At 42.8% G+C, this 21,814-nt stretch carries 24 protein-coding genes; 17 read left to right on the top strand and 7 right to left on the bottom strand.

Annotated elements, in window-relative coordinates; all coding sequences use genetic code 11:
* The first annotated feature begins 109 nt into the window (after positions 1-109).
* Positions 110-751 carry an orotate phosphoribosyltransferase gene (gene pyrE, locus L8S15_RS15350; protein WP_004735727.1) on the top strand — a complete coding sequence of 214 codons (642 nt, stop codon included), beginning with the start codon at positions 110-112 and terminating at the stop codon, positions 749-751.
* Between the two features lie 75 nt (positions 752-826).
* Here the strand turns inward: pyrE and L8S15_RS15345 are convergent, their stop codons facing one another.
* From L8S15_RS15345 to coaBC, 3 genes are all read right to left on the bottom strand, one after another.
* Positions 827-1,807 (bottom strand): Kdo(2)-lipid IV(A) acyltransferase, encoded by a 981-nt coding sequence (locus L8S15_RS15345; protein ID WP_016788464.1) that lies wholly within the window; start codon positions 1,805-1,807, stop codon positions 827-829.
* A 39-nt stretch (positions 1,808-1,846) separates the two neighbouring features.
* The gene (gene slmA, locus L8S15_RS15340; RefSeq protein WP_016768952.1) at positions 1,847-2,437 is read right to left on the bottom strand and encodes a nucleoid occlusion factor SlmA; all 591 of its coding nucleotides are present in this window, start codon (positions 2,435-2,437) and stop codon (positions 1,847-1,849) included.
* Positions 2,438-2,576: 139 nt separating this feature from the next.
* Positions 2,577-3,818: a bifunctional phosphopantothenoylcysteine decarboxylase/phosphopantothenate--cysteine ligase CoaBC gene (gene coaBC, locus L8S15_RS15335; RefSeq protein ID WP_016768951.1), complete on the bottom strand. Its 1,242-nt coding sequence runs from the start codon at positions 3,816-3,818 to the stop codon at positions 2,577-2,579.
* Positions 3,819-4,042: 224 nt separating this feature from the next.
* Between coaBC and radC the strand changes: the two genes are divergently transcribed.
* From radC to L8S15_RS15305, 6 genes are all read left to right on the top strand, one after another.
* Entirely contained in the window at positions 4,043-4,717 is a 675-nt protein-coding gene (gene radC / locus L8S15_RS15330; protein WP_010433741.1) for a DNA repair protein RadC, read from the top strand.
* Positions 4,718-5,009: 292 nt separating this feature from the next.
* Positions 5,010-5,246 carry a 50S ribosomal protein L28 gene (rpmB, locus tag L8S15_RS15325; protein ID WP_004728407.1) on the top strand — a complete coding sequence of 79 codons (237 nt, stop codon included), beginning with the start codon at positions 5,010-5,012 and terminating at the stop codon, positions 5,244-5,246.
* A gap of 13 nt (positions 5,247-5,259) precedes the next feature.
* Positions 5,260-5,427: a 50S ribosomal protein L33 gene (gene rpmG / locus L8S15_RS15320; RefSeq protein ID WP_002535344.1), complete on the top strand. Its 168-nt coding sequence runs from the start codon at positions 5,260-5,262 to the stop codon at positions 5,425-5,427.
* Between the two features lie 328 nt (positions 5,428-5,755).
* The gene (locus L8S15_RS15315; RefSeq protein WP_016768950.1) at positions 5,756-6,304 is read left to right on the top strand and encodes a hypothetical protein; all 549 of its coding nucleotides are present in this window, start codon (positions 5,756-5,758) and stop codon (positions 6,302-6,304) included.
* A 2-nt stretch (positions 6,305-6,306) separates the two neighbouring features.
* Positions 6,307-7,116, top strand: coding sequence for a bifunctional DNA-formamidopyrimidine glycosylase/DNA-(apurinic or apyrimidinic site) lyase (gene mutM / locus L8S15_RS15310; RefSeq protein WP_016768949.1), 810 nt, complete (start codon positions 6,307-6,309; stop codon positions 7,114-7,116).
* 91 nt (positions 7,117-7,207) lie between these two features.
* Positions 7,208-8,212 carry an NAD-dependent epimerase gene (locus tag L8S15_RS15305; protein ID WP_010433784.1) on the top strand — a complete coding sequence of 335 codons (1,005 nt, stop codon included), beginning with the start codon at positions 7,208-7,210 and terminating at the stop codon, positions 8,210-8,212.
* Positions 8,213-8,281: 69 nt separating this feature from the next.
* Here the strand turns inward: L8S15_RS15305 and coaD are convergent, their stop codons facing one another.
* The gene (coaD, locus tag L8S15_RS15300; RefSeq protein WP_010433787.1) at positions 8,282-8,764 is read right to left on the bottom strand and encodes a pantetheine-phosphate adenylyltransferase; all 483 of its coding nucleotides are present in this window, start codon (positions 8,762-8,764) and stop codon (positions 8,282-8,284) included.
* A 1-nt stretch (position 8,765) separates the two neighbouring features.
* Positions 8,766-9,848, bottom strand: coding sequence for a glycosyltransferase family 9 protein (locus L8S15_RS15295; RefSeq protein ID WP_016768948.1), 1,083 nt, complete (start codon positions 9,846-9,848; stop codon positions 8,766-8,768).
* 96 nt (positions 9,849-9,944) lie between these two features.
* On the opposite strand from L8S15_RS15295, the gene L8S15_RS15290 reads away from it, so the two are divergent.
* Positions 9,945-10,658, top strand: a complete 714-nt coding sequence (locus L8S15_RS15290; RefSeq protein WP_280573987.1) for a 3-deoxy-D-manno-octulosonic acid kinase — start codon at positions 9,945-9,947, stop codon at positions 10,656-10,658.
* 40 nt (positions 10,659-10,698) lie between these two features.
* Here the strand turns inward: L8S15_RS15290 and waaA are convergent, their stop codons facing one another.
* A complete protein-coding gene (gene waaA / locus L8S15_RS15285) occupies positions 10,699-11,961 on the bottom strand; it encodes a lipid IV(A) 3-deoxy-D-manno-octulosonic acid transferase (RefSeq protein ID WP_016792883.1) in 1,263 nt (420 codons plus the stop codon).
* Between the two features lie 132 nt (positions 11,962-12,093).
* On the opposite strand from waaA, the gene L8S15_RS15280 reads away from it, so the two are divergent.
* From L8S15_RS15280 to pseI, 9 genes are all read left to right on the top strand, one after another.
* A complete protein-coding gene (locus L8S15_RS15280) occupies positions 12,094-13,125 on the top strand; it encodes a CDP-glycerol--glycerophosphate glycerophosphotransferase (RefSeq protein ID WP_010433799.1) in 1,032 nt (343 codons plus the stop codon).
* Between the two features lie 9 nt (positions 13,126-13,134).
* The gene (locus tag L8S15_RS15275; protein ID WP_010433802.1) at positions 13,135-13,926 is read left to right on the top strand and encodes a glycosyltransferase family 2 protein; all 792 of its coding nucleotides are present in this window, start codon (positions 13,135-13,137) and stop codon (positions 13,924-13,926) included.
* A 10-nt stretch (positions 13,927-13,936) separates the two neighbouring features.
* Entirely contained in the window at positions 13,937-15,016 is a 1,080-nt protein-coding gene (locus tag L8S15_RS15270; protein ID WP_016790738.1) for a glycosyltransferase family 4 protein, read from the top strand.
* 74 nt (positions 15,017-15,090) lie between these two features.
* Positions 15,091-16,104, top strand: a complete 1,014-nt coding sequence (gene pseB / locus L8S15_RS15265; RefSeq protein WP_016768944.1) for a UDP-N-acetylglucosamine 4,6-dehydratase (inverting) — start codon at positions 15,091-15,093, stop codon at positions 16,102-16,104.
* On the top strand, positions 16,101-17,276 hold the full coding sequence (pseC, locus tag L8S15_RS15260; RefSeq protein ID WP_046209418.1) for a UDP-4-amino-4,6-dideoxy-N-acetyl-beta-L-altrosamine transaminase: 1,176 nt from the start codon (positions 16,101-16,103) through the stop codon (positions 17,274-17,276). The genes pseB and pseC overlap by 4 nt, the downstream gene beginning before the upstream one ends.
* Positions 17,276-17,965, top strand: coding sequence for a pseudaminic acid cytidylyltransferase (pseF, locus tag L8S15_RS15255; RefSeq protein ID WP_016789203.1), 690 nt, complete (start codon positions 17,276-17,278; stop codon positions 17,963-17,965). Before pseC ends, pseF begins: the two co-directional genes overlap by 1 nt.
* A gap of 3 nt (positions 17,966-17,968) precedes the next feature.
* Positions 17,969-19,039 (top strand): UDP-2,4-diacetamido-2,4,6-trideoxy-beta-L-altropyranose hydrolase, encoded by a 1,071-nt coding sequence (gene pseG / locus L8S15_RS15250; RefSeq protein ID WP_016789202.1) that lies wholly within the window; start codon positions 17,969-17,971, stop codon positions 19,037-19,039.
* A complete protein-coding gene (pseH, locus tag L8S15_RS15245; RefSeq protein WP_016789201.1) occupies positions 19,020-19,577 on the top strand; it encodes a UDP-4-amino-4,6-dideoxy-N-acetyl-beta-L-altrosamine N-acetyltransferase in 558 nt (185 codons plus the stop codon). The genes pseG and pseH overlap by 20 nt, the downstream gene beginning before the upstream one ends.
* Complete coding sequence (pseI, locus tag L8S15_RS15240) at positions 19,570-20,619, top strand: pseudaminic acid synthase (RefSeq protein WP_016789200.1); 1,050 nt, start codon at positions 19,570-19,572, stop codon at positions 20,617-20,619. The genes pseH and pseI overlap by 8 nt, the downstream gene beginning before the upstream one ends.
* Positions 20,620-20,623: 4 nt before the next feature.
* On the opposite strand, the gene L8S15_RS15235 is transcribed toward pseI, so the two are convergent.
* Positions 20,624-21,721: a hypothetical protein gene (locus L8S15_RS15235; RefSeq protein ID WP_016789199.1), complete on the bottom strand. Its 1,098-nt coding sequence runs from the start codon at positions 21,719-21,721 to the stop codon at positions 20,624-20,626.
* Positions 21,722-21,814 lie beyond the last annotated feature (93 nt).

The raw sequence follows: 21,814 nt of genomic DNA, 5'->3' as shown, positions 1-21,814 counted from the left end.
AACTTTGCTGCCTTGTTGTAGAGCTATCTATTTAGAAAATACATCATCGTTAGCTTTCGAAGTGATCGGAAGTTAGGAATTGGAAAGTAAATTAATTTAGAGGATGAGCATGAAAGCATATCAACGTGAATTTATTGAATTTGCACTAGAGAAAGAAGTACTTAAGTTTGGTGAGTTTACTTTAAAGTCTGGCCGTAAGAGCCCTTACTTCTTCAATGCTGGATTGTTTAATACAGGTCGTGACTTAGCGCGTTTAGGTCGCTTCTACGCAGCAGCATTGGCAGATTCAGGCATTGAGTTCGATGTACTATTTGGCCCTGCATACAAGGGTATCCCAATTGCAACGACAACAGCAGTTGCTTTGGCTGATCACCATGATGTAGACACGCCTTACTGCTTCAACCGTAAAGAAGCGAAGAATCACGGTGAAGGTGGCAACCTAGTGGGTAGCGAACTTGAAGGTCGCATCATGCTAGTGGATGACGTGATCACTGCAGGTACAGCGATTCGTGAGTCGATGGAAATCATCCAAGCAAACGGCGCTGACTTAGCGGGTGTTCTGGTTGCTATTGACCGTCAAGAGAAAGGCAAAGGCGAGCTGTCTGCGATTCAAGAAGTAGAGCGTGACTTCGGTTGTGCGATTATCTCAATCGTTAGCCTGACTGATCTGGTGACTTTCCTTGAAGAGAAAGGCACCGACGCAGCGCACCTAGAATCTGTAAAAGCGTACCGCGCTCAATACGGAATCTAATACTACTCGTAATTAGACTATAGAATGCACAAGGGGCTGATGATTCATCAGCCCCTTTTCTTTTGGTTCAGTATATTATTTATAACGAATGCCGCGCTCCACTTCGGGATCTTCCATCGTTTTGAAGCGCTTGTGCAGCCACATCCATTGCTCTGGTGCTCGCAAAATAATCTTCTCAAGATAGCGATTTAGATAAGCGGCCGCCGCTTTCTCATCTTTCTGAGGATAGTTATCTTCGATTGATTCATCGGCCATGATTTCATACTTGCCGTCGGCATTTCTAAAACCAGACCCTGGAACAAGGGCGCATCGGCTGGTGTAAGCCAAAATACTGGTGCCTGTTGTGGTACATGCATCTTCTACAGCAAAGAAAGGGACAAACACAGACTTGTTACGGCCGTAATCATGATCTGGCAGGTAGAAAAGGATCTCCCCCTGACGCAGGATTCGAATCATGCGTTTCACATCTTTACGGTGAATCAGGCGATTGCCATTCTGAGTACGACCACGGTATTGAATGAACTCATAAGCCGGATTGTTGTGTGGGCGGTAAACACCTAAACCTGAAATACCTAGAACAGCCATTGCTCGCGCAGTGATCTCTAAGTTCAAGGCATGCACACAGCACAACAAAACACCTTTGCCGTTGGCTTTGTGAGTACGCAGCATTTGGGTGTCTTTATCCACTAGGATTCTTTTGAAACGCCACGTTGGCCAAAACCACGTAATGCCGGTTTCGATCAGTGCCATACCCGTATTTTTGAAGTTTTCACTGACCATTGCAGCGACTTCATCCGCTGGCTTATCGGGAAATGCTAATTCTAAATTGCGTGTCGCCACAGCCACTCGTTTCTTGCCATAACGAGCCCCGAGAGTTCCCAACGATCGACCTAATATTAATAGTAGTCGGTAAGGAAGGACATTGACGATAAGCGCTAATAACCCGAAGCCAAACCATACACCCCAATATTTAGGGTGAAGTAGAGCTAGAGTAAAAGGCGGCTTAGTAATCACGTGTTGTGCCGTGCCGTTTGCTGAAGAAGTTTTCGTCGTCATAACCATCACTTAAGATTTGATTGCTACTTAATTTGATTGCTACTTAATCTGAGCGCTTAGCAGTGCCCAATAAGCATCAAAGTTTTCTGTCGGTTGATATTTGAAGTCAGAACGTACAAATCGATTCAGGCTGCCTTCAACTTGACCTAGCAACTGAGCCGCTAAGATTTTCTCATCAACTGGGAACGATTTTCCTTCACGAAGCTTTCTTTCGCGAAGAATTTGGCGAAGTTGAGTCTCAATACGTTCGAAAAGCTGATTAATTCGTTCACGAAGACGCTCATTCTCAAACATTAGGGCATGACCCGATAAAATACGAGTTAAGCCTGGGTTGCGCTCAGAGAAGACTAAGATCAGTTGCATCACTAAGCGGATACGCTCAAGAGTGTCTTTCTCTTCATCGAGAATGCGGTTGATTCGAGACATCAACGCTTCTTCTATAAACTCGATCAAGCCTTCAAACATGCGGGCTTTGCTTGGGAAGTGGCGGTATAACGCAGCTTCAGATACGCCGACTTGCTTAGCCAACTTTACCGTTGTGATACGAGAAGCACCTTCGGTCGATTCCAACATTTGTGCGAGAGCTTGTAGGATTTCTTCACGACGGTTTGATTTTCGAGTACCAGCCATCTATTTACTTCCTTTCCTAAAGATGAGGATTGAGTGAAGAAAGATTATAAACACCATTCAATTCTGTTTCCTAGTTTTGTGAGCCCTAGGTCAACAGAATCGAGAGGTGTCAGCAGATTGTCAGAGCAAATCTGTGCGTTTATGCATCAATAAGCTGTTGGATCTGATCGAGGATCTGGAAACCTAGCGTGTCTTTGCTCTCTAGTGGTAGAGATTTATCGCCGCCTTTCCAGTAAAGGTGCAATTCATTGCTACTGCTATTGAAACCTTGGCCTTCGACAGAAACGTCATTGGCACAAATCATATCAAGGTTCTTTCTTTCGAGCTTTCCGCGAGCGTATTTCTCTACATCTTGAGTTTCAGCAGCAAAGCCTACGGTAAAGGGACGACCTTCGGTCATTGAGGCAACAGAAGCGACAATGTCTGGGTTCTTAACCATTTGAATGGTCATGTCGTCTTTACCATCGACCTTTTTAAGCTTTTGGTCTGCAATGGACTGTGGACGATAGTCGGCCACTGCAGCACAGCTAATGAATATATCGTGTTGAGAAGCGTTTGTTGTAACCGCATCAAACATCTGCTGAGCGCTGTCGACATCGATACGATTAACTTTGTTTGGCGTTGCTAGTGATACCGGGCCGCTGACTAGAGTGACTGTTGCGCCTTGTTTAGCAGCTGCTTCAGCCAGTGCATAGCCCATCTTGCCAGAGCTGTGATTGGTAATGTAACGCACAGGATCGATGGCTTCACGAGTTGGCCCCGCCGTTATCAATACAGAGCGACCAGCAAGCGGCTTAGGTTGGAAGAAGTCTTCACAACGGTGTACGAGTTGCATTGGTTCTAGCATGCGACCCATGCCGACATCACCACACGCTTGCTCGCCTGCAGCAGGGCCCCAGATTTCACAACCACGACGTTTTAGCGTGGCAATGTTCTCTTGAGTCGCCGGGTGGCTGTACATTTGCTGGTTCATTGCTGGGGATACCGCAACTGGCGCATCGGTCGCCAAAACCAGAGTGGTCAGCAAGTCGTTGCCCATGCCCGCCGTCATGCGAGCAATAAGGTCAGCCGTTGCTGGCGCTAATAGTACTAAATCGGCCCATTTCGCGAGTTCGATGTGCCCCATCGAAGCTTCAGCAGCAGGATCAAGCAAACTATCAGACACCGGTCTTCCAGATACAGCTTGCATGGTGAGAGGAGTGATGAACTCCTTAGCCGCATTTGTCATAACGACTTGTACCTGCGCTCCACGTTCAATTAAGCGGCGAGTCAGTTCGGCACATTTATAAGCTGCGATACCACCACTAATACCAAGTAGGATTTTTTTGCCAACTAAGCCTTGTTGGTCAGCGCTGCTCTGTTGATTAACCAGTGTTTGCATGATTCTGTTCCTTAATTTTTCTGGGACTTACGATATCAGAACAAAGGATTAGTGCCTAGAAGCAGAATTGGAACAGATTTGACGCTCATCAAGTTGGTGTTATCAAACTTATCAATTACATGGTTTTGCTAGCGACTCGTTTCCTTTGGTCTTTATTAAACGATCTCTCTTAATAAGCTCATTAAGCTGATGCGTTGTGTTCATGACTAACTAGTTAGCTTTATATGCCTATAAGTAAAATGCCTGCTGAATCTATGCCAAGAGAAAAGCTACTCAATAGAGGGCCGGACTCTTTGACTGATGCAGAGCTGCTCGCGATATTTCTTCGAACGGGTACGCAAGGAATGAACGTTCTAGAGCTTTCTGACAAGTTGATCAAAGATTTTGGTTCGCTGCGTCATCTTTTTTCAGCAACGGAGGCCGAGTTTTGTGCTCATAAGGGAATGGGGCAGGCAAAGTTCGTCCAATTGCAGGCCGTATTGGAGATGACGCAACGCTACTTAGCAGAGACATTATCTCGAGGGGACGCGTTGACCAGTCCGAATCATACCAAGTTGTATCTTTCGAGTATGTTGCGCGATCGCCAGCGAGAAGCCTTCTATATATTGTTCTTAGATAATCAAAACCGGGTAATAAAGGATGAAGTCATGTTTGAAGGAACCATCGATGCAGCATCGGTTTACCCAAGAGAAGTCGTCAAAAGGGCACTTCATCATAATGCCGCCGCCTTAATCTTGGCTCACAACCATCCTTCTGGTGTTGCGGAGCCAAGCCAAGCAGACAGGCGAATTACACGCCGATTAACCGATGCATTGGCGCTGGTGGACATCCGAATTCTCGACCATTTTGTGGTTGGAGATGGTGAAGTTATCTCTTTTGCAGAGAGAGGATGGATTTGAATCACATTTTAGGTTGTTAGTTGCGTTAAATCTGCTATTATTCCGCCCACATTTTAGAACCTTAAATCAGCTCTGATTACTCAAATAGCTGCGGTGCTCAAAAAAAGATCACGAAATCCTTAAAAAGGATCTGTTCGGGTCTTGAGCAATGCATGTCAAGTTAGTATAATACGCGACCTTTGATAGCCTTGAATGGATTTTCCATTGTGGTTTTTACCTCTATTTTCAGAATTGATAGAGAGGTTCGGCCACCAAGGTTGATATCGAGCTGAAACGATTTGGAGAGACATTCATGTCCCGAGTATGTCAAGTAACTGGTAAGCGTCCAGTAACGGGTAACAACCGTTCACACGCACGCAATGCTACCAAGCGTCGTTTTCTGCCGAACCTACAAACTCACCGTTTCTGGGTAGAGAGCGAAAAACGTTTTGTTAAACTACGTCTAACTGCTAAAGGCATGCGTATTATTGATAAGAAAGGCATCGATGCTGTTCTTGTTGATATCCGTGCACGTGGCGAAAACGTTTAAGAGGAATTAAGCAATGGCTAAAGGCATTCGTGAGAAAATCCGTCTAGTATCTTCTGCTGGAACTGGTCACTTCTACACAACTGACAAGAACAAGCGTAACATGCCAGGCAAATTTGAGATCAAAAAGTTTGATCCAGTAGTTCGCCAGCACGTTATGTACAAAGAAGCTAAAATCAAGTAATTGATAGCCCCTTTGTCTCTTCTTTTATAGAAGAATAAATTAAAAACCCAGCTTATAGCTGGGTTTTTTTATGCCCAAAATTTGATTCGCCCCAGTATTTTGAGAGGCTTAAGCTTTTTCGAGAAGACTCAGTGTTTTTGATAGGCGTAAGTTTCATTGGCTCAATTTGGCACCTACCGTAAAGACGTTACACTTGCCGATGGGCTTATGTGATAGAAAATAGCGCAACATAGAAAGTATCGCCTTTTTCACGATATACTGAACACTCAATAGGTTAGATGAGCAGAATCAGATGAGATATCGTGGACGCCGGTGGAACAACATACTCATGTTAAGCGTGATCGCTTTTATTGGGGTATTAAACCTGCCCACTTTGATCAAAGCGTATCTTATCGAGCCCGAGCCTGAAGTTAATGTCAGCAGTCCTTATCCCTCTCTTTTAAATCCAGCAGCTGAGCTTCAAGCTTTACACTTTGCTCATTGGTCAGTTTTGAAAGAGGATGGTCATTGGATTTATCAATTTAAAGACACAACACTTCCTCAAACTACCAGTGCACAAGAGCTGTCTCAGCGATGGCAAGAGCTTGTGGGCACTGAAGTCGATTCAAAAACTTATACCGATCTTGCCCCTCAGCTAAAGACACCCCACACCATTGAAGTGTGGTATCAAGACCAAGAAGAGCCACAGCGCATTACTTATTATCAATTGCCTGAATTTTGGTTGTTAAAAAACTGGAATGATCAGTGGCTAGCAGTGTCTATTGAAGAGAACTATTTGTTTCCAAGCTTTGGCTCAGACCAGTCCTTAAAATCAGACAAACTATCTACATCAAACAAGCAGTCTATATCAGACAAACCAATGAAATCGGACGACTAACTATGCCTGAATTACCCGAAGTTGAAGTAAGCCGCATGGGGATCTCGCCTCATTTAGTTGGCGAGACGATTAAAACCCTTACCTTTCGTACCCCCAAGCTGCGTTGGGATATCCCTCAAGAACTTAAGAAATTAGAAGGGCAGGTGATTCGCTCTATCTCGCGTCGCGCAAAGTACCTACTGATTGAAACCGATATGGGCACAGCAATTGTTCACCTTGGTATGTCTGGTTCACTGCGCGTGTTAGACGCAGATTTCCCGCCAGCAAAACACGATCACGTGGATCTTAAGCTCACCAATGGCAAGATATTGCGTTACAACGATCCGCGTCGTTTTGGTGCTTGGCTATGGTCGGCGCCTGATGAGATACATACTGTACTACTTGGCTCTGGTCCTGAGCCGTTAACCGATGACTTCAACGCAGATTACATTGCCGAGAAAGCAGAAAAGCGTAAAGTTGCCGTCAAACAGTTCATCATGGACAACAAAGTAGTGGTAGGAGTGGGTAACATCTACGCTAATGAGGCGCTGTTTTCTTCACGAATTCATCCACTTCGCCCTGCTAACAAGATAACTCAAGCAGAGTGGATGTTACTGACCAAAGAGATAAAACAAGTACTTGCGACTGCCATCAAACAAGGTGGCACTACTTTAAAAGATTTTGCGCAAGCAGATGGCAAGCCGGGGTATTTCGCCCAAGAGTTGCAAGTGTATGGGAAAGCGGGTGAAAAGTGCCCAAGCTGTGAAGCTCTGATTCAAGAATTGAAAATAGGGCAAAGAAATACGTTTTTTTGCGAAGAGTGCCAAGTATAAAAAAACTGAACGCGCGTTCACTTTTTACTGCTAGTAGATATAAGTGCTAGTCGCTACAATTACATTAATGATATGAATTGAGAATAGTAGAATGAAATATTTAGTAACTGGCGTTGCCGGTTTTATCGGCTCTGCAGTGTCAGAGCGACTATGCGCAGCAGGCCATGAGGTTGTCGGTATTGATAACTTGAATGACTACTACGAAGTCTCTTTAAAGCATGACCGCCTTAAACGTATCGAACATGAAAATCTGACCTTTATTGAGCTGGATCTTGCTGATAGAGAGGGCATGGCGAAGCTGTTTGCTGAGCAAAAATTTGACCGTGTGATTCATTTAGCAGCGCAAGCTGGCGTTCGTTACTCAATTGATAACCCAATGGCGTATGCCGATAGCAACCTTGTCGGTCACTTAGCTATTCTTGAAGGCTGTCGCCATAATAAGGTTGAACACCTCGTTTATGCTTCATCGAGTTCCGTTTATGGCTTGAATCAAAAAATGCCATTCCATACAGCAGACAGTGTTGATCACCCGATTTCACTGTACGCCGCGACTAAGAAGTCGAATGAGTTGATGGCGCATACCTATTCTCATTTATACGACGTACCAACGACAGGTCTTCGCTTCTTTACGGTTTACGGCCCTTGGAGTCGCCCTGATATGGCGATGTTCAAGTTTGCGAATCTAATCGTAGCGGGCAAAGAAATCGACATTTATAACAACGGCGACATGATGCGTGACTTCACTTATATCGATGATATTGTTGAAGGTATTATTCGTGTTCAAGATCGTATTCCAGCCAAGCAACCAGATTGGACCGTTGAGCAAGGGTCACCAGCAACCAGTTCTGCTCCGTATCGCGTGTTTAACATCGGTCATGGCAGCCCTGTTAAATTAATGGACTACATCGAAGCATTAGAAGGTGCTCTAGGTGTTGAAGCGAAAAAGAACTTCATGCCAATGCAGCCTGGTGATGTGTACGCGACTTACGCTGATACGGAAGATTTGTTTGAAGCGGTTGGCTATAAACCTCAAGTGAAGATCCAAGAAGGCGCGAAAGCTTTCGCGGATTGGTATAAAGCCTATTACTCGCTGTAGTAATTGATAAACTTTGAATAAAAAATAGCGCTCACTGAGCGCTAATTTTTTCGGTTTAGGTAAAGAGAATTACTTGGCTGTCTTCAGCTTTATCTCGGCTGCCACCTTTTGTGGCACAAACTGGCTAATGTCTCCACCATGAATGGCCACCTCTCGAACTATTGTCGAAGAGAGGAATGCATACTCCTCTGAAGGCGTTAAAAATACACTTTCAAGGCCTGGAAGTAGCTTTCTGTACATGCTGGTGAGTCCAAACTCGTACTCAAAATCCATGGTTGTTCTTAGGCCTCGCACCAACACATTCGCTTGCTGCTGTTTAGCAAAATCGACCAGTAACCCCGAAAATCCTTCAACAGACACGTTAGGTAAGTGAGACACCGCATCACGTAACAACTCTACACGTTCATCTAATTCAAACATGGTTTTTTTACTTGGGCTCGCTGCTACTCCAACAGTGATATGGTCAAACATGCTAGCGGCACGAACAATGATATCAAGGTGGCCATTGGTCACCGGATCAAAAGTTCCTGGATAAATAACGTGTGTGCTCATTTTAGCTGTCCTTGCTTAATGTAGTGTTCGAATTCAGTGCTTTACTAGAGTTTAAGGCCTTATCGAGTTGCTGCTTTACCATATCGAGTGTGATGTCTTTCATCAGATCATCGCCTTTAGCACGGGTTCCCCATGGAAGGTCTGCGACTGGTTTACCTTGTTGTGCTTCTACGTGCTGTTGATAAACACTCACTACGATATCGAGATCGTTGTAAGGTCCTGTTCTACGAGGGTCGCTGTGCGCGTACAAGCCGATTACAGGCGTTGACTGCGTAGTTGCCAAGTGGGCTGGGCCAGTATCAGGTGCCAATACCACCGTTGCATGTTTCAGTACGGCAGTCAGTTGCTTCAAGTTCGTTTTGCCAATCAAGTTGGTTACTGGCGACTGGCATAATTTTTCGATGTCGCTACCAAGGTTAACTTCTCTTGGTGCCGGAGAACCACATAACACCACTTGCATGCCTTGTTCGACAGCATAATCAGCAATAGCTGCATATCGCTCAGTTAACCAATTGCGTGAATCTTTGCTTGCCGCTGGGGAGATAACCAAGGTCGGCTTGTCTGCCATGGTGCTAATTGCGAGTTGTTCATCTTCAGGTGTTAAAGGGATATCCCATTGAGGCTTATCGAAGGGGACACCAATGTAGCGAGCAAATTCGGCAAAGTTATCCAACACATGAAACTTATCTGAAATAGGTAGATGGTGGTTGGTAAAGAGTGACTGCATTTCACGAGTACGGTTTTTGCCAAATCCCACTTTGCACTTCGCCTTTATCCCCCAAGATAGCACGCTGGCTCTGAGTGCGGCTTGCATATGCAGAAGTGCATCAAATTTACGATCAGATAGCTGACGCCATAATTCACGCATTCCTTTGAAGCCTTGTTTCTTATCGAAAACAATCACCTCAATACCGGGTAGATCACCGATCAGCATGGCTTCTATTTTGCCCGTTATCCAAGTGATTTTCGTTTCAGGCCACTGCTTCTGGATGGCTTGAACCACAGAAATAGCATGACAAACATCGCCAATCGCGGAGAGGCGAAGTATGCAAAGAGATTGAGGTGCAGTTGAGAACAGTGACATAAAGTGCCCGAAAAAAGTGAATAACATCAGAATTATGCAGATACTCGCATTAGTTGTAAAATAGCAATGACGAAAAGCGACCCAAAGGCCTCATAGATGGAAACGATTAGCACCAAGAACCAAACAATTTGGTACGACCCTGAACTTTTGGCTCAGGTACCAGAGGGCGATATCGCTCAGATTTTTGAGGCTGAATATTGGCAGCAACAAGACGCCATTTCAGGCAGTGCTCAAGGACGCGGTACCACATGGTTCATTCAGCTTGATGGAATACAGGCCGCATTGCGCCATTATCGCCGTGGCGGATTGTTTGGGAAGCTCGTCGAAGACCAATATCGCTTCTCTGATTGGGAAAACACGCGCTGTGCGATGGAGCTTAATGTTCTCAAGGCATTGGCAAACGCAGGTGTGAATGTACCGAAGCCCATTGCTGCTAGAGCCATTAAAAGCGGACTACTTTATCGAGCGGACTTAATGTCTGAACGAATTCCCAATGCCAAAGATCTGGTTGATGTCTTGGTCAATAGCCCGATAGATGCGGATATTTGTCGTCGAATTGGGCAAGAGGTACGCAAGATGCACGATGCTGGGGTTAATCATACCGATCTCAACATTCATAATATCTTGCTTGATGACTCGCAAAACGTGTGGATCATTGACTTTGATAAGTGTGGTCATCAAGCGGGTGATGACTGGAAAGAAGACAACTTGAATCGCTTAAAGCGCTCGTTCTTAAAAGAAGTGAACAAGCGCCAGATTCAATGGCAAGAGCAGGATTGGGAACCGTTATTGCAAGGCTACCAAGGTTAGTTGCTGTTAGTTAAGAGTGGTGACTAGCTAAGAATGGTCATTAATTAAGAATGTATACCAAGGTTTTATCCAACGCCCCTCGATTCTGTTCAACCACTTGATAAGCCGCTAAGCCTTTAGTTTTACGCAGTTCTGATTGTTTGAACAGTTGTTGGAGTTGGCCAGCGATATCTTGGCTATTTTGACAAATAGTGACGGCTTGAGCTTCAAGCAGTTTGTCTGTGATCTCGCTGAAGTTAAAATAGCTAGGGCCATTGAGTAAAGGTAACTGCAGTGCCGCAGGCTCTAGAAGATTGTGGCCACCCACCTTACCGCCCACAAGGCTTCCTCCCATAAAGCACACATCAGATCCGCCGAGTAATACCAACATTTCTCCCATCGTATCCGCAATATAAACTTCAACATTAGAGGTGATTGGTTGCTGACTCGTTCGAGTGATAGTCTTGAAGCCGTGCTCTTGAGCTAGCTCAGACACTTGGTTAAATCTCTCTGGGTGACGAGGCACAATCATCAGCAAGGTATTCGGATTGTCTTTAAGGAGCTGTTTATGAGCGTCTAAGACAATTTCATCTTCGCCTTGATGAGTGCTGGCTGCTATCCACACACAGCGTTCAAAGCCAATTTGTTCACGTAACGCTTTGCCTTTTGATACTTGTTCAGCTGAAACTTCAATATCAAACTTGATCGACCCAGTCACATGCACAGATGCTTTATCTAACCCTAATCGTATAAAACGCTCAGCATCACTTGGGTATTGGCAAAGTACTTGAGAGAGATTTTTGGCTAAGAGATCAAAAACGGCTTGGAATTTAGCATAACGCTGGCACGAGCGTTCAGATAGGCGAGCGTTGAGTACCGAAATGGGGATTCCAGCTTTCGCGACGCAGTGCAGTGTGTTTGGCCATAACTCGGTTTCCATGATTAACATCTGTTTAGGCTGAACAGTCTTCAAAAAACCTCGAATACACCAAGAAAAATCAATCGGCATGTAGCGATGCTCGACTAAATCACCGAGTTTTTCTATCTGCTCTGCACCCGTGCTGGTTGTCGTGGTAACGATAATGGCTTGGTTTGGATTGCGTCGCTTCAGTTGCTTGATGATCGGTACGGCGGCAATCGATTCACCAACCGATACTGCGTGAATCCAGATAGGATTCTTACCTTGAGTTTGCGGTGTGATCCCGAAATGTTCTTTCCAACGCTGACCAAAACTTGGCTTTCCAGGTTTGCTCTTATAAAGCCCATACAGCAGTAGCGGAGAAGCTAATGACAATATGAGAGTATAGATAAGTCGTATAAGCATAAGAACAGTGACACCAGAAGGTAAAATCAATATTCAGAAGAGTATTTTCTTCAATCTCGAAAGTAAAGAGCGTTATAATTAAATGCTTAGTTGCGCTTTCAAACGGACATGGTGAATTTTATCTCATCGCTTATGCAAACCGATCAAACCTATCGTTTCTTGCTCTACGTCGAGCAAAATTATTCATTTGCTATTCTTCGCCCATTCTATGATTACGCGAAGCAACTCGGCCATGAGGTTAAGTGGTTGCTTGTTGGTGAAGACGCTTCTGAACATCTTTTACTGGATCAAGAGCAGAGCGTCTCTTTGACAGAAGCTATTGCCTTTAATCCTTCTGCCGTTCTAGTGCCCGGTGATCGTGTTCCAGCGTTTATTCCAGGGTTGAAGGTACAAGTATTTCATGGTTTGAACGAGAGCAAACGTGGGAACTTATACCCTGAACGTGGTCTATTTGATTTGTATTGCACCGAAGGCCATGAAAGAACAAGCTCGCTTGAGCCGCTAGCTAAGCAGCGCGGCTATTTTCAAGTTAAAGAGACCGGGTGGCTGAAGCTCGATAGCTTGTTTAATTATCAAGCTAGTGAGAACCGTCATGAGAGACCTCAAATTCTGTTCGCTTCCACTTTTTCGCCAAGCTTATCGTGTGCAGAGTTGGTTTATGAAGAGCTTAAGCGCCTCAGTCAACTGAGTCAGTGGCAATGGTTAGTGACTCTTCATCCGAAAATGAATCAAGAGACGAGAGCGAAATATCAAGCACTGGAAGGGGATAACCTTCTCTTTTTCGATAATGACCGAGTGATTGAAATGCAACATCGTGCTGATGTTATGGTGTGTGACAACTCATCGATATTTCAGGAATTCTTGTTGCTCAATAAGCCTGTTGTCACGGTAAATAATCGAGACCCTCAAGCAAGCTTTATTAACATTACTCAAGCCGAGCAATTAGAGTCAGCAATTAAGCAAGCAATGCTACCTGATGAAGAAAGAGATAACGCTATCGCTCATTACGGCCCGTCAATAACACCATATTTAGATGGGCAATCCTCAGCGAGAGTTCTGAGTGCTATTACTGATGTGCTAGAAAGCGGCTGGCAAGATAACAAGCCAAAAAATTGGATTCGTAACTTTAAAATCCGTAAATCATTAAACTATTGGAAATTCTAGGGCTGAATAATGAGAAAACATACCCTGTCTGTCATTGTTATTACCAAGAATGAAGAAGACCGAATTGAAACTTGCCTTAAATCTGTTGTTGATATTGCCGATGAACTGATTGTTTTAGACAGTGGCTCAACAGATGCAACCGTTGAAATATGCCAAAAATATACAGATAACGTGACAATCACAGATTGGCCTGGCTTTGGTAAGCAAAAACAGCGAGCGCTAGATAAAGCGACATGTGATTGGGTGCTATCAATTGATGCTGACGAAGCTCTCGATAAAGAGATGAGCGACGCTCTTGTTGAACTATTAAAACAAGATCAAATCAAACACACTGCGTACAAATTGCCTTGGGGAGTGACTCTTTATGGCACGACTCTAAAACATGGCCGCAGTGCTCGTGCAGTATTAAGACTGTTTAAGAGAGAAGGCTCTCGATATACGTTAGACGAGGTTCACGAGACCGTCGTTCCTGAGCAAGGCTCTACAGGAGTACTGAAGGGGTTTCTTCTTCATTACACCCATCGCGATTATGGTCATGGTTTAGACAAAGCAGCGCAGTACGCTTGGCTTGGATCGCAAAAGTACCATCGCAAAGGTAAGAAATCACACGGCTTATTTTTAGCTTTATTACGTGCAATATGGACGTTCTTCCTTGTGTATATCATTCGCCGTGGCTTTATGGATGGCAGTGTCGGCTTCATTATGGCGATGACTTACGCTCAAGTGAATTTCAATAAATACGTCGGTTTGTGGATTCTTGAAAACCGCTCAGATGACCGCTCAAACGACCAAGCCAAATAGGAACCGAGAGATGAAGATTTTAGTTTGTGCATCTTACTTACATGCATGGAATAGTTTGCGTCCAGAAGCTGCGATTTTTATAGAACTTGCGCGTCAAGGTCACCAAGTCACTATCATGACCCAAGGTGAGTCTGAGCATGTATCAAAGCTAGAAGAGTGCGGTATTCGAGTCGTTGATGGTTACCCAAAGCGTAAAGTTTGTTTTGACACCATTAAAAAGATTCGCCACGAGCTGAAAACGCATGATTACGACATCTGCTATGCTTTCAACTCAAAAACGATACCTAATGCGGCGTTTGCCTGTATTGGCTTTAAGGTTAAATTAGTCGTTTATCGAGGCACTACTGGAGGTTTATATCGACATGACCCAAGTGCTTATCTAACACAGCTACATCCTCGTGTAGATGGCATAGTTTGTGTTTCTGAAGCGGTTCGACAAGATGTGGTGAAGCGTGTTTGGAAGAACAAAGATAACGTTGTTACCATATACAAAGGGCATGAATTGGATTGGTATAAAGTACCACCAACCGAGCGTTCTGAATTTGGTTTGAATGAAGATGATGTCGTCGCGATTACTGCAGCGCACGTAAGGCCAAGTAAGGGCATCTCTATCTTACTTGAGGCGACCAAATACATTACTGCACCGAACTTCCATTTGATCTTAGCGGGCAGCGGCTACGAGCCTCATTTTGATGAGATGAAAGCAAGTCCTATGAGTGAGCGCATTCACTACATTGGTCATCGTACTGACATCCCTTCACTCATGTGTATGGCTGATTTTCAAGTTCAGCCATCGATTAGCGGAGAAGGGCTACCACGCACGATTGTCGAAGCGATGGCAAATGGCACAACCTCAGTAGTGACAACTACCGGTGGCGCTCCTGAACTCGTTGTAGATGGCGAGACTGGTTATATTGTCCCGACTGGTGACGCCAAGGCGTTAGGGGAGGCTATGGACAAGCTCGCACAAGATAAGGCAAAGTGCACAACAATGAGTGAAGCGGCTAAGAAGCGCCTAGATGAAAGCTTTAGTTCACGAGTGACAGTGAAGAAGCATTTGGAGTTTTTTGAGAAACTACTAGCCAGGTAGTTAGAAATTAATTTGAATTTAAAATTCTGAGTCTACAGACTAAGAATATAAAAGACATAATAGAGTAGTTGAATATGCTAAATAACAAAACAGTATTAATTACAGGTGGCACAGGTTCATTTGGTAAACAGTTCATTAAAACGATTTTAGAACGTTACCAAGATGTAAAGAAAATCATCATTTTTTCTCGTGATGAACTAAAACAGTTTGAAATCAAGCAACAATACCCAGCTAAGGATTTCCCTCAACTGCGCTTCTTTATTGGCGATGTGCGTGATCGTAATCGTATGATTCAAGCGTGTGAAGATGTTGATGTCATTATCCACGCCGCTGCGATCAAACAAGTAGACACTGCTGAGTACAACCCGACTGAATGTATTCGCACCAATATTGATGGCGCAGAGAATGTGATTAGTGCAGCTCTTGCGTGTGGTGTGAAAGATGTCGTTGCTCTCTCGACCGATAAGGCATGTGCACCAATTAACTTATATGGTGCTACGAAACTTGCATCGGATAAGCTATTTGCCGCTGCGAACAATATTAAAGGCTCAAAAGACATTCGTTTCAGTGTCGTACGTTACGGCAATGTTATGGGCTCTCGTGGTTCAGTTATTCCATTCTTTATGCAGAAAAAAGAAGAAGGTGTACTGCCAATTACACATGAAGAGATGACGCGTTTTAATATTTCTCTTCAAGATGGCGTGAATATGGTCATGTATGCACTTGAAAACCATTTGGGTGGTGAGATCTTTATTCCTAAGATCCCTTCGTACAAAATTCTAGACATCGCTGAAGCTATTGCGCCGGGCATGGCAACGAAGGTTGTTGGCATTCGCCCAGGAGAAAAACTTCATGAAGAAATGATCACTGATACTGATTCTCTCAATACGATTGATTTAGGTCGTTATTACGCGATCCTTCCTTCTGTCTCTTTTACATACACAGAAGATGAGTACATGAATCACCATAAGGCTGAGAAAGTGCCTTTTGGTTTTAAATACAACTCAGGCACCAATACTGAGTGGGAAACGATTGAAGGTCTACGTGACCTAATCAAAGAACATGTTGATCCTAAATTTACAGTGTGAGTAGAACAGTGATTCCATACGGCAAGCAAGATATCAGTCAGCAAGACATTGATAGTGTAGTTGATGTCCTTAAATCTGATTTTCTAACTCAGGGGCCACAAGTTCCTGCGTTTGAAAAAGCGTTAACAGAACATACTGGTGCTCAGTATGCGTTAGCAGTGAATAGTGCAACCTCGGCTCTGCATATCGCTTGTTTGGCTTTAGGTTTGGGGGAAGGTGACTGGTTGTGGACAACGCCTGTTACTTTTGTTGCGTCTGCAAACTGTGGTCTTTATTGCGGAGCTAAAGTGGACTTTGTTGATATTGATTCAGCAACTTATAACATGTGCCCTAAAAAGCTAGAGCAAAAGCTAATTACTGCTAAAGCTATAGGAACTCTACCTAAAGTCGTAGTTCCTGTTCACTTATGTGGTCAGCCTTGTGATATGGAATCCATTGCTAAGCTAGCCAAAGAATATGGCTTTAAAGTCATTGAAGATGCTTCTCATGCTATTGGTGGTCAATATCATGAACAACCAATCGGTAATTGTAAGTATTCTGATATTACAGTGTTCAGTTTTCACCCTGTAAAAATTGTCACAACGGCTGAAGGTGGTGCTGCATTAACGAACCAGAAAGAGCTAGCGGATAAAATGGCTCTCTTGCGCAGTCATGGTATTACACGAGATCCTGAAATGATGACGGAAGCTTCTCATGGTGGCTGGTATTACCAACAGGTTGATTTAGGTTTCAACTACCGCATGACAGAACTTCAAGCGGCGTTGGGTGTCACGCAAATGCAACGTCTTGATGAATTTGTTGCGGCGCGCCATGTGTTGTCTAAGCGTTATAATCAAATGTTATCTGAATTACCCTTGGTACTTCCTTATCAACTTGAAAATACATACTCAGGTTTGCATTTATTCGTAATTCGTTTGAAGTTGGATGAGATATCATTAACTCATAAACAAGTGTTTGACGCCCTGCGTGAAAATGGTATCGGTGTTAATTTGCATTACATTCCTGTGCATACTCAGCCATATTACCAAGCTATGGGCTTTACTGAAGGGGAATTCCCTGAGTCAGAACGCTACTATCAAGAAGCCATCTCACTGCCAATGTTCCATGGTATGACGGAAGAACAGCAAAATACCGTTGTTCGTGTAGTAACTGAAATTTTGACAGGTAAATAATGAACGTTGCTATTATTCCTGCACGTGGTGGCAGCAAGCGTATTCCTCGTAAAAATATAAAGCACTTTCATGGCAAACCTATGATCGCTTACTCAATCGAGGCTGCACTTGCTTCGGATTGTTTTGATAAGGTTATTGTCTCTACTGATGATGCTGAGATAGCCGAGGTAGCGATAAAGTATGGTGCTGAAGTGCCATTTTTACGGCCTTCAAATATCTCCGATGACTACGCTACCACTATGGATGTGATACACCATGCAATAACTTGGTGCGCTAATAATGGCTGGGATATTGGTGATGTTTGTTGTTTGTACGCCACTGCTCCGTTTGTTTTACCTGAAGATCTTCAGAAAGGCTACGAGCTACTTAGAGGAAATAGTGTGCAATTTACATTTGGTGCCACATCGTTTCCTTTTCCGATTCAGCGTGCAATTAAGCTTGATGAGCAAGGCTATGTTTCGATGTTTTCGCCTGAGAACGAACAGGTAAGATCACAAGACTTGGAAGAAGCGTATCACGATGCTGGCCAGTTTTATTGGGGTCGTAAAGATGCTTTCCTGAATAAACTATCGGTGTTTTCCAGCCACTCTAAGGCCGTGCTCTTGCCGAGAAAACGCGTTCAAGATATTGATACCCAAGAAGACTGGGAACTGGCTGAATCTCTTTTTTCAGCATTGAGGTTAGGATAAATAATGAAGGTTACCTTCCGAGTGGATGCGTCACTATTTATCGGTAGTGGCCACGTCATGCGCTGTTTGGTGCTTGCTGATATATTAAAAAGCAAAGGTTTTTCTGTATGCTTTGCTTGTCTGCCTCAGCCTGGGGACATGATTACATATATCCGTGATAGAGGCTTTGACGTATTAGAGCTGACTCCCTCTTGTCTACAAATGACTCCCTCCCATAGCGCTGATTATAAAGCTTGGCTTCAACGTAGCGTTGAAGAAGATGCAAATGACTTTCTATCTAAAGTTGATTCTTCCGAGTGGGTGATTGTGGATCACTATGCGCTGGACCATGAATGGGAAAGTATCATTATAGGTAAGCTGTCATGCGCTATTTTATCGATTGATGACCTTAACCGTGAACACTGTAGTGATATTATTCTCGACCAAAACCTATGGCCGAACATTTCAAAAAGATATTCGGATTGTTCTGCTACCAAGCTCCTTGGTCCTGAATATGCTCTTTTAAGAGAGAGCTTTTCAACATTGCGGGATTCGCCCCGAGATTCAATATCCAATCAACTCTTAGTCTTTTTTGGTGGAACAGATCCTACAAATGAGTGCGAGAAGTTTATTCTTGCAGCAAATGAGTTTAAGAGGCTCCCGTTTAATACTATTTTGATCACGGGGAGAATCAACCCTCGTTTTGATGCTTTGATAAAGCTTAATCAAAAGAGCAATGTTTCTATATACAAAAATTTAGAGAGTTTTGATTTATCTTTAAGTAATAGCAAATATGCAATTGGCGCCTCAGGAGTAAGTAACTGGGAGCGTTTTTGTCTCAGAGTTCCAGCCTCGATAGTTTCCGTAGCGGAGAATCAAGTAATACTGTCAAATTACTTGTCAGATTTAGGGTTTGTTGAATACTTAGGTGAAGGTATAACGACGAGTACCGATACTTATGCACTTGAGCTAGCGCGTTTATGTGAAAGGTGGGATGACATCAAACCTTTTAGTGATTTTGAAGTTGATGGCTTCGGTGCGAATAAGGTCGTTCAAACAATGGAGAGCTTTTGTCGTGAAACAAAGAGTGATTAAATTTAGGCCAATTGAAGAAAGTGATTTAGAAGAAATTCTTGCTTGGAGAAACTCTCCAGATGTTAGAAAAAATATGTACACCTCTCATGAAATCACTATGGATGAGCACAAGTCATGGTTTTCTAGCATGTGCAAGGATAGTTCAAAAGAATATTTTCTAGCAGAGTTAAATGGAGAGCCAGCTGGGGTTGTTGGATTTACTGATATAAATCGAATTCCTGGAATCGCTTCTTGGGCATTCTATGCGTCGCCCAACGCGGTAAGAGGTACCGGATCTTTGATGGAATATCGGGCCCTAGAGCACGCATTTACTGAATTAGGTTTGCACAAATTACGCTGTGAGGTTTTAGGCTTCAATCAACCAGTAGTGAAATTACACTCCAAATTTGGCTTTAAAGTTGAAGGTACTCATCGAGATGCTTTCTTCAATGGGACTGAATATCACGATGTAGTACATTTGGGTATCTTTTCACATGAGTGGAAAGATATTAGAAACCTTATGAAAGATAAATTGAGAGTATACGAAGAAAATGAATAAAAACATATACATCGATAATCGAGAAATTGGTCCTAATTGTCCTCCATATATTATTGCTGAGCTTTCTGCTAACCATAATGGTGATATAAACCGAGCTTTTCAGATTATGGAAGAAGCAAAAAAAGCAGGTGCTGATGCGATTAAACTTCAAACCTATACCCATGAAACTATCACTATGGATAGTGACTCGGAAGAGTTTCAAATTCATGGTGGTTTATGGGATGGCCAAACTCTGTATGAGTTGTATAAAGAAGCGCATATGCCTTGGGAATGGCATAAGCCTTTGTTTGAAAAAGCAAAAGAGTTAGGTATTACGATATTTAGTTCACCATTTGATTTTACCGCTGTAGATTTATTAGAGGAGCTAGACGCTCCCGCATACAAAATAGCATCTTTCGAAGTGGTTGATTTACCTCTGATTAAGCGTGTTGCTCAAACGGGTAAGCCGATGATTATTTCAACCGGAATGGCCAACGAGGAAGAGATTGCAGAAGCAATAAAAACAGCGCGAGATAATGGGTGTAAGGAATTGGTTGTATTGCATTGTGTAAGCGGTTATCCAGCCCCTGCAGAACAATATAACTTAAAGACGATTGCCGATATCGCAGAGCGGTTTGACGTTTTATCTGGCCTTTCTGATCACACTATCGACAATGCTACCGCCGTTGCTTCGGTTACTCTAGGCGCATGTTTGATTGAAAAACATGTCACAATGGATCGTAACGGGGGCGGTGCAGATGATAGCTTTTCTCTTGAGCCTCATGAATTAGCTGCATTATGTAAAGACACGAAAACGGCTTGGCAAGCGATGGGGCAAGTGAACTACGAAAGAACAGAAGCTGAAAAAGGTAATGTTAAGTTCCGTCGCTCTTTATATGTAGTAAAAGACATAGCGAAAGGTGAGTTATTGACGCCTGAAAATGTTCGTAGTATCCGACCTGGGTTTGGTTTAGCGCCAAGATACTACGAAGACGTTATAGGAAAAAAAGCGTTATCCAATATAGAAGCAGGAACCCCTTTAGCTTTTGAATTATTTGAATAAAATATTATGTCATTTGAGATAGCTGGATAGAGATTATCTCTCGAAGGCTATCTTTGTTTATTTCTAATTTACTTATGATATCTACAAAGTTAGAAACTTCACTATCAGGAATTAATTTATATATATTACAATACTCTTCCATACCAATACCTGCTGAAGAGTTAATAGATATTATGTTAACAGTGTCTGTGCTAGAGAGTAAATAAAGCTCTAAAGGCTGTTTATTCGATAAGAAAGTTACACCCTTTTCTTTAAAAGATAAATAATCTGATTCATTTTCTTTCGGATGTAATTTTAAAACTGGTTCAAATCCTTCACTTCTACTTTTCGATATTATCAAATCATAAATTTCATGAAAGAAACCGTTATCAATAAGCTTTCCCTTCAATATATTGAATGTTGGCTGCGTGGCGATGATGAGTGTCTTTTTATCTAAGCTATAAGATTTGTTAAATCTAAAGCAGCGCTGAATATTTGAAGTATATGTTTTGTTTTTGGATAGTACTAATTTTTTTCCCTTATGTAATACGGATTTAGGTAGTTTTTCTGGATGTATCGCATAGATATCATCACATTGCTTCATCTCACCAAATACATAATACTTAGGGTCTCTGTTTGATAGGTAACGTAGTAGTTGCTTTGGTTTAGAGCTTACTTTATGCTCAACATAATTCCCCATACCATCTTCAATCATAGAGTATGAACTTGACAATAATCTGAATAATCTAGACATTTTATTGTTTTCATTATAAAGGTAAAGTTTTTTTATTGTGCAGGAAAAGTCCAAATTGTTATCGTATTCTTTTATTAACGATGTTAACGAATTCTTTATGTTGTTATTTATGGATAATCCGCGAAGTGAACAGAATAAAATGTACTTACCTAAAAAACCGTTTTTTTTAATATGCTTAACTAATAATTTTCTACTCACCAACACTAGCTCTATGTTTTTAGGTAATACACTAGTATCTATGGATTTTGGATCAACATCTTGATAATCATAGAAGAAAATTATTTTCGATAATTTATTGCTGTCTGAACTCTGTGACTTATACAGGCTAAATAACAGGTGTCGGACTGTTGAGCAGATATATAAGTCCATTACTTTTCCTTTTCGAGTTTTATTTTATTTATTAGTATTATAGATGTAAATAAGTAGAGGAAGTATGTCCCTGGATGCGACAGAGGAATATAG

It is taken from the genome of Vibrio sp. S/42/10 (assembly GCF_029890535.1).
GTDB classification, from domain to species: Bacteria; Pseudomonadota; Gammaproteobacteria; order Enterobacterales; family Vibrionaceae; genus Vibrio; species Vibrio cyclitrophicus.
The sequence above is the reverse complement of the archived record's forward strand: the minus strand, read 5'-3'. Positions and strand labels throughout refer to the sequence as shown.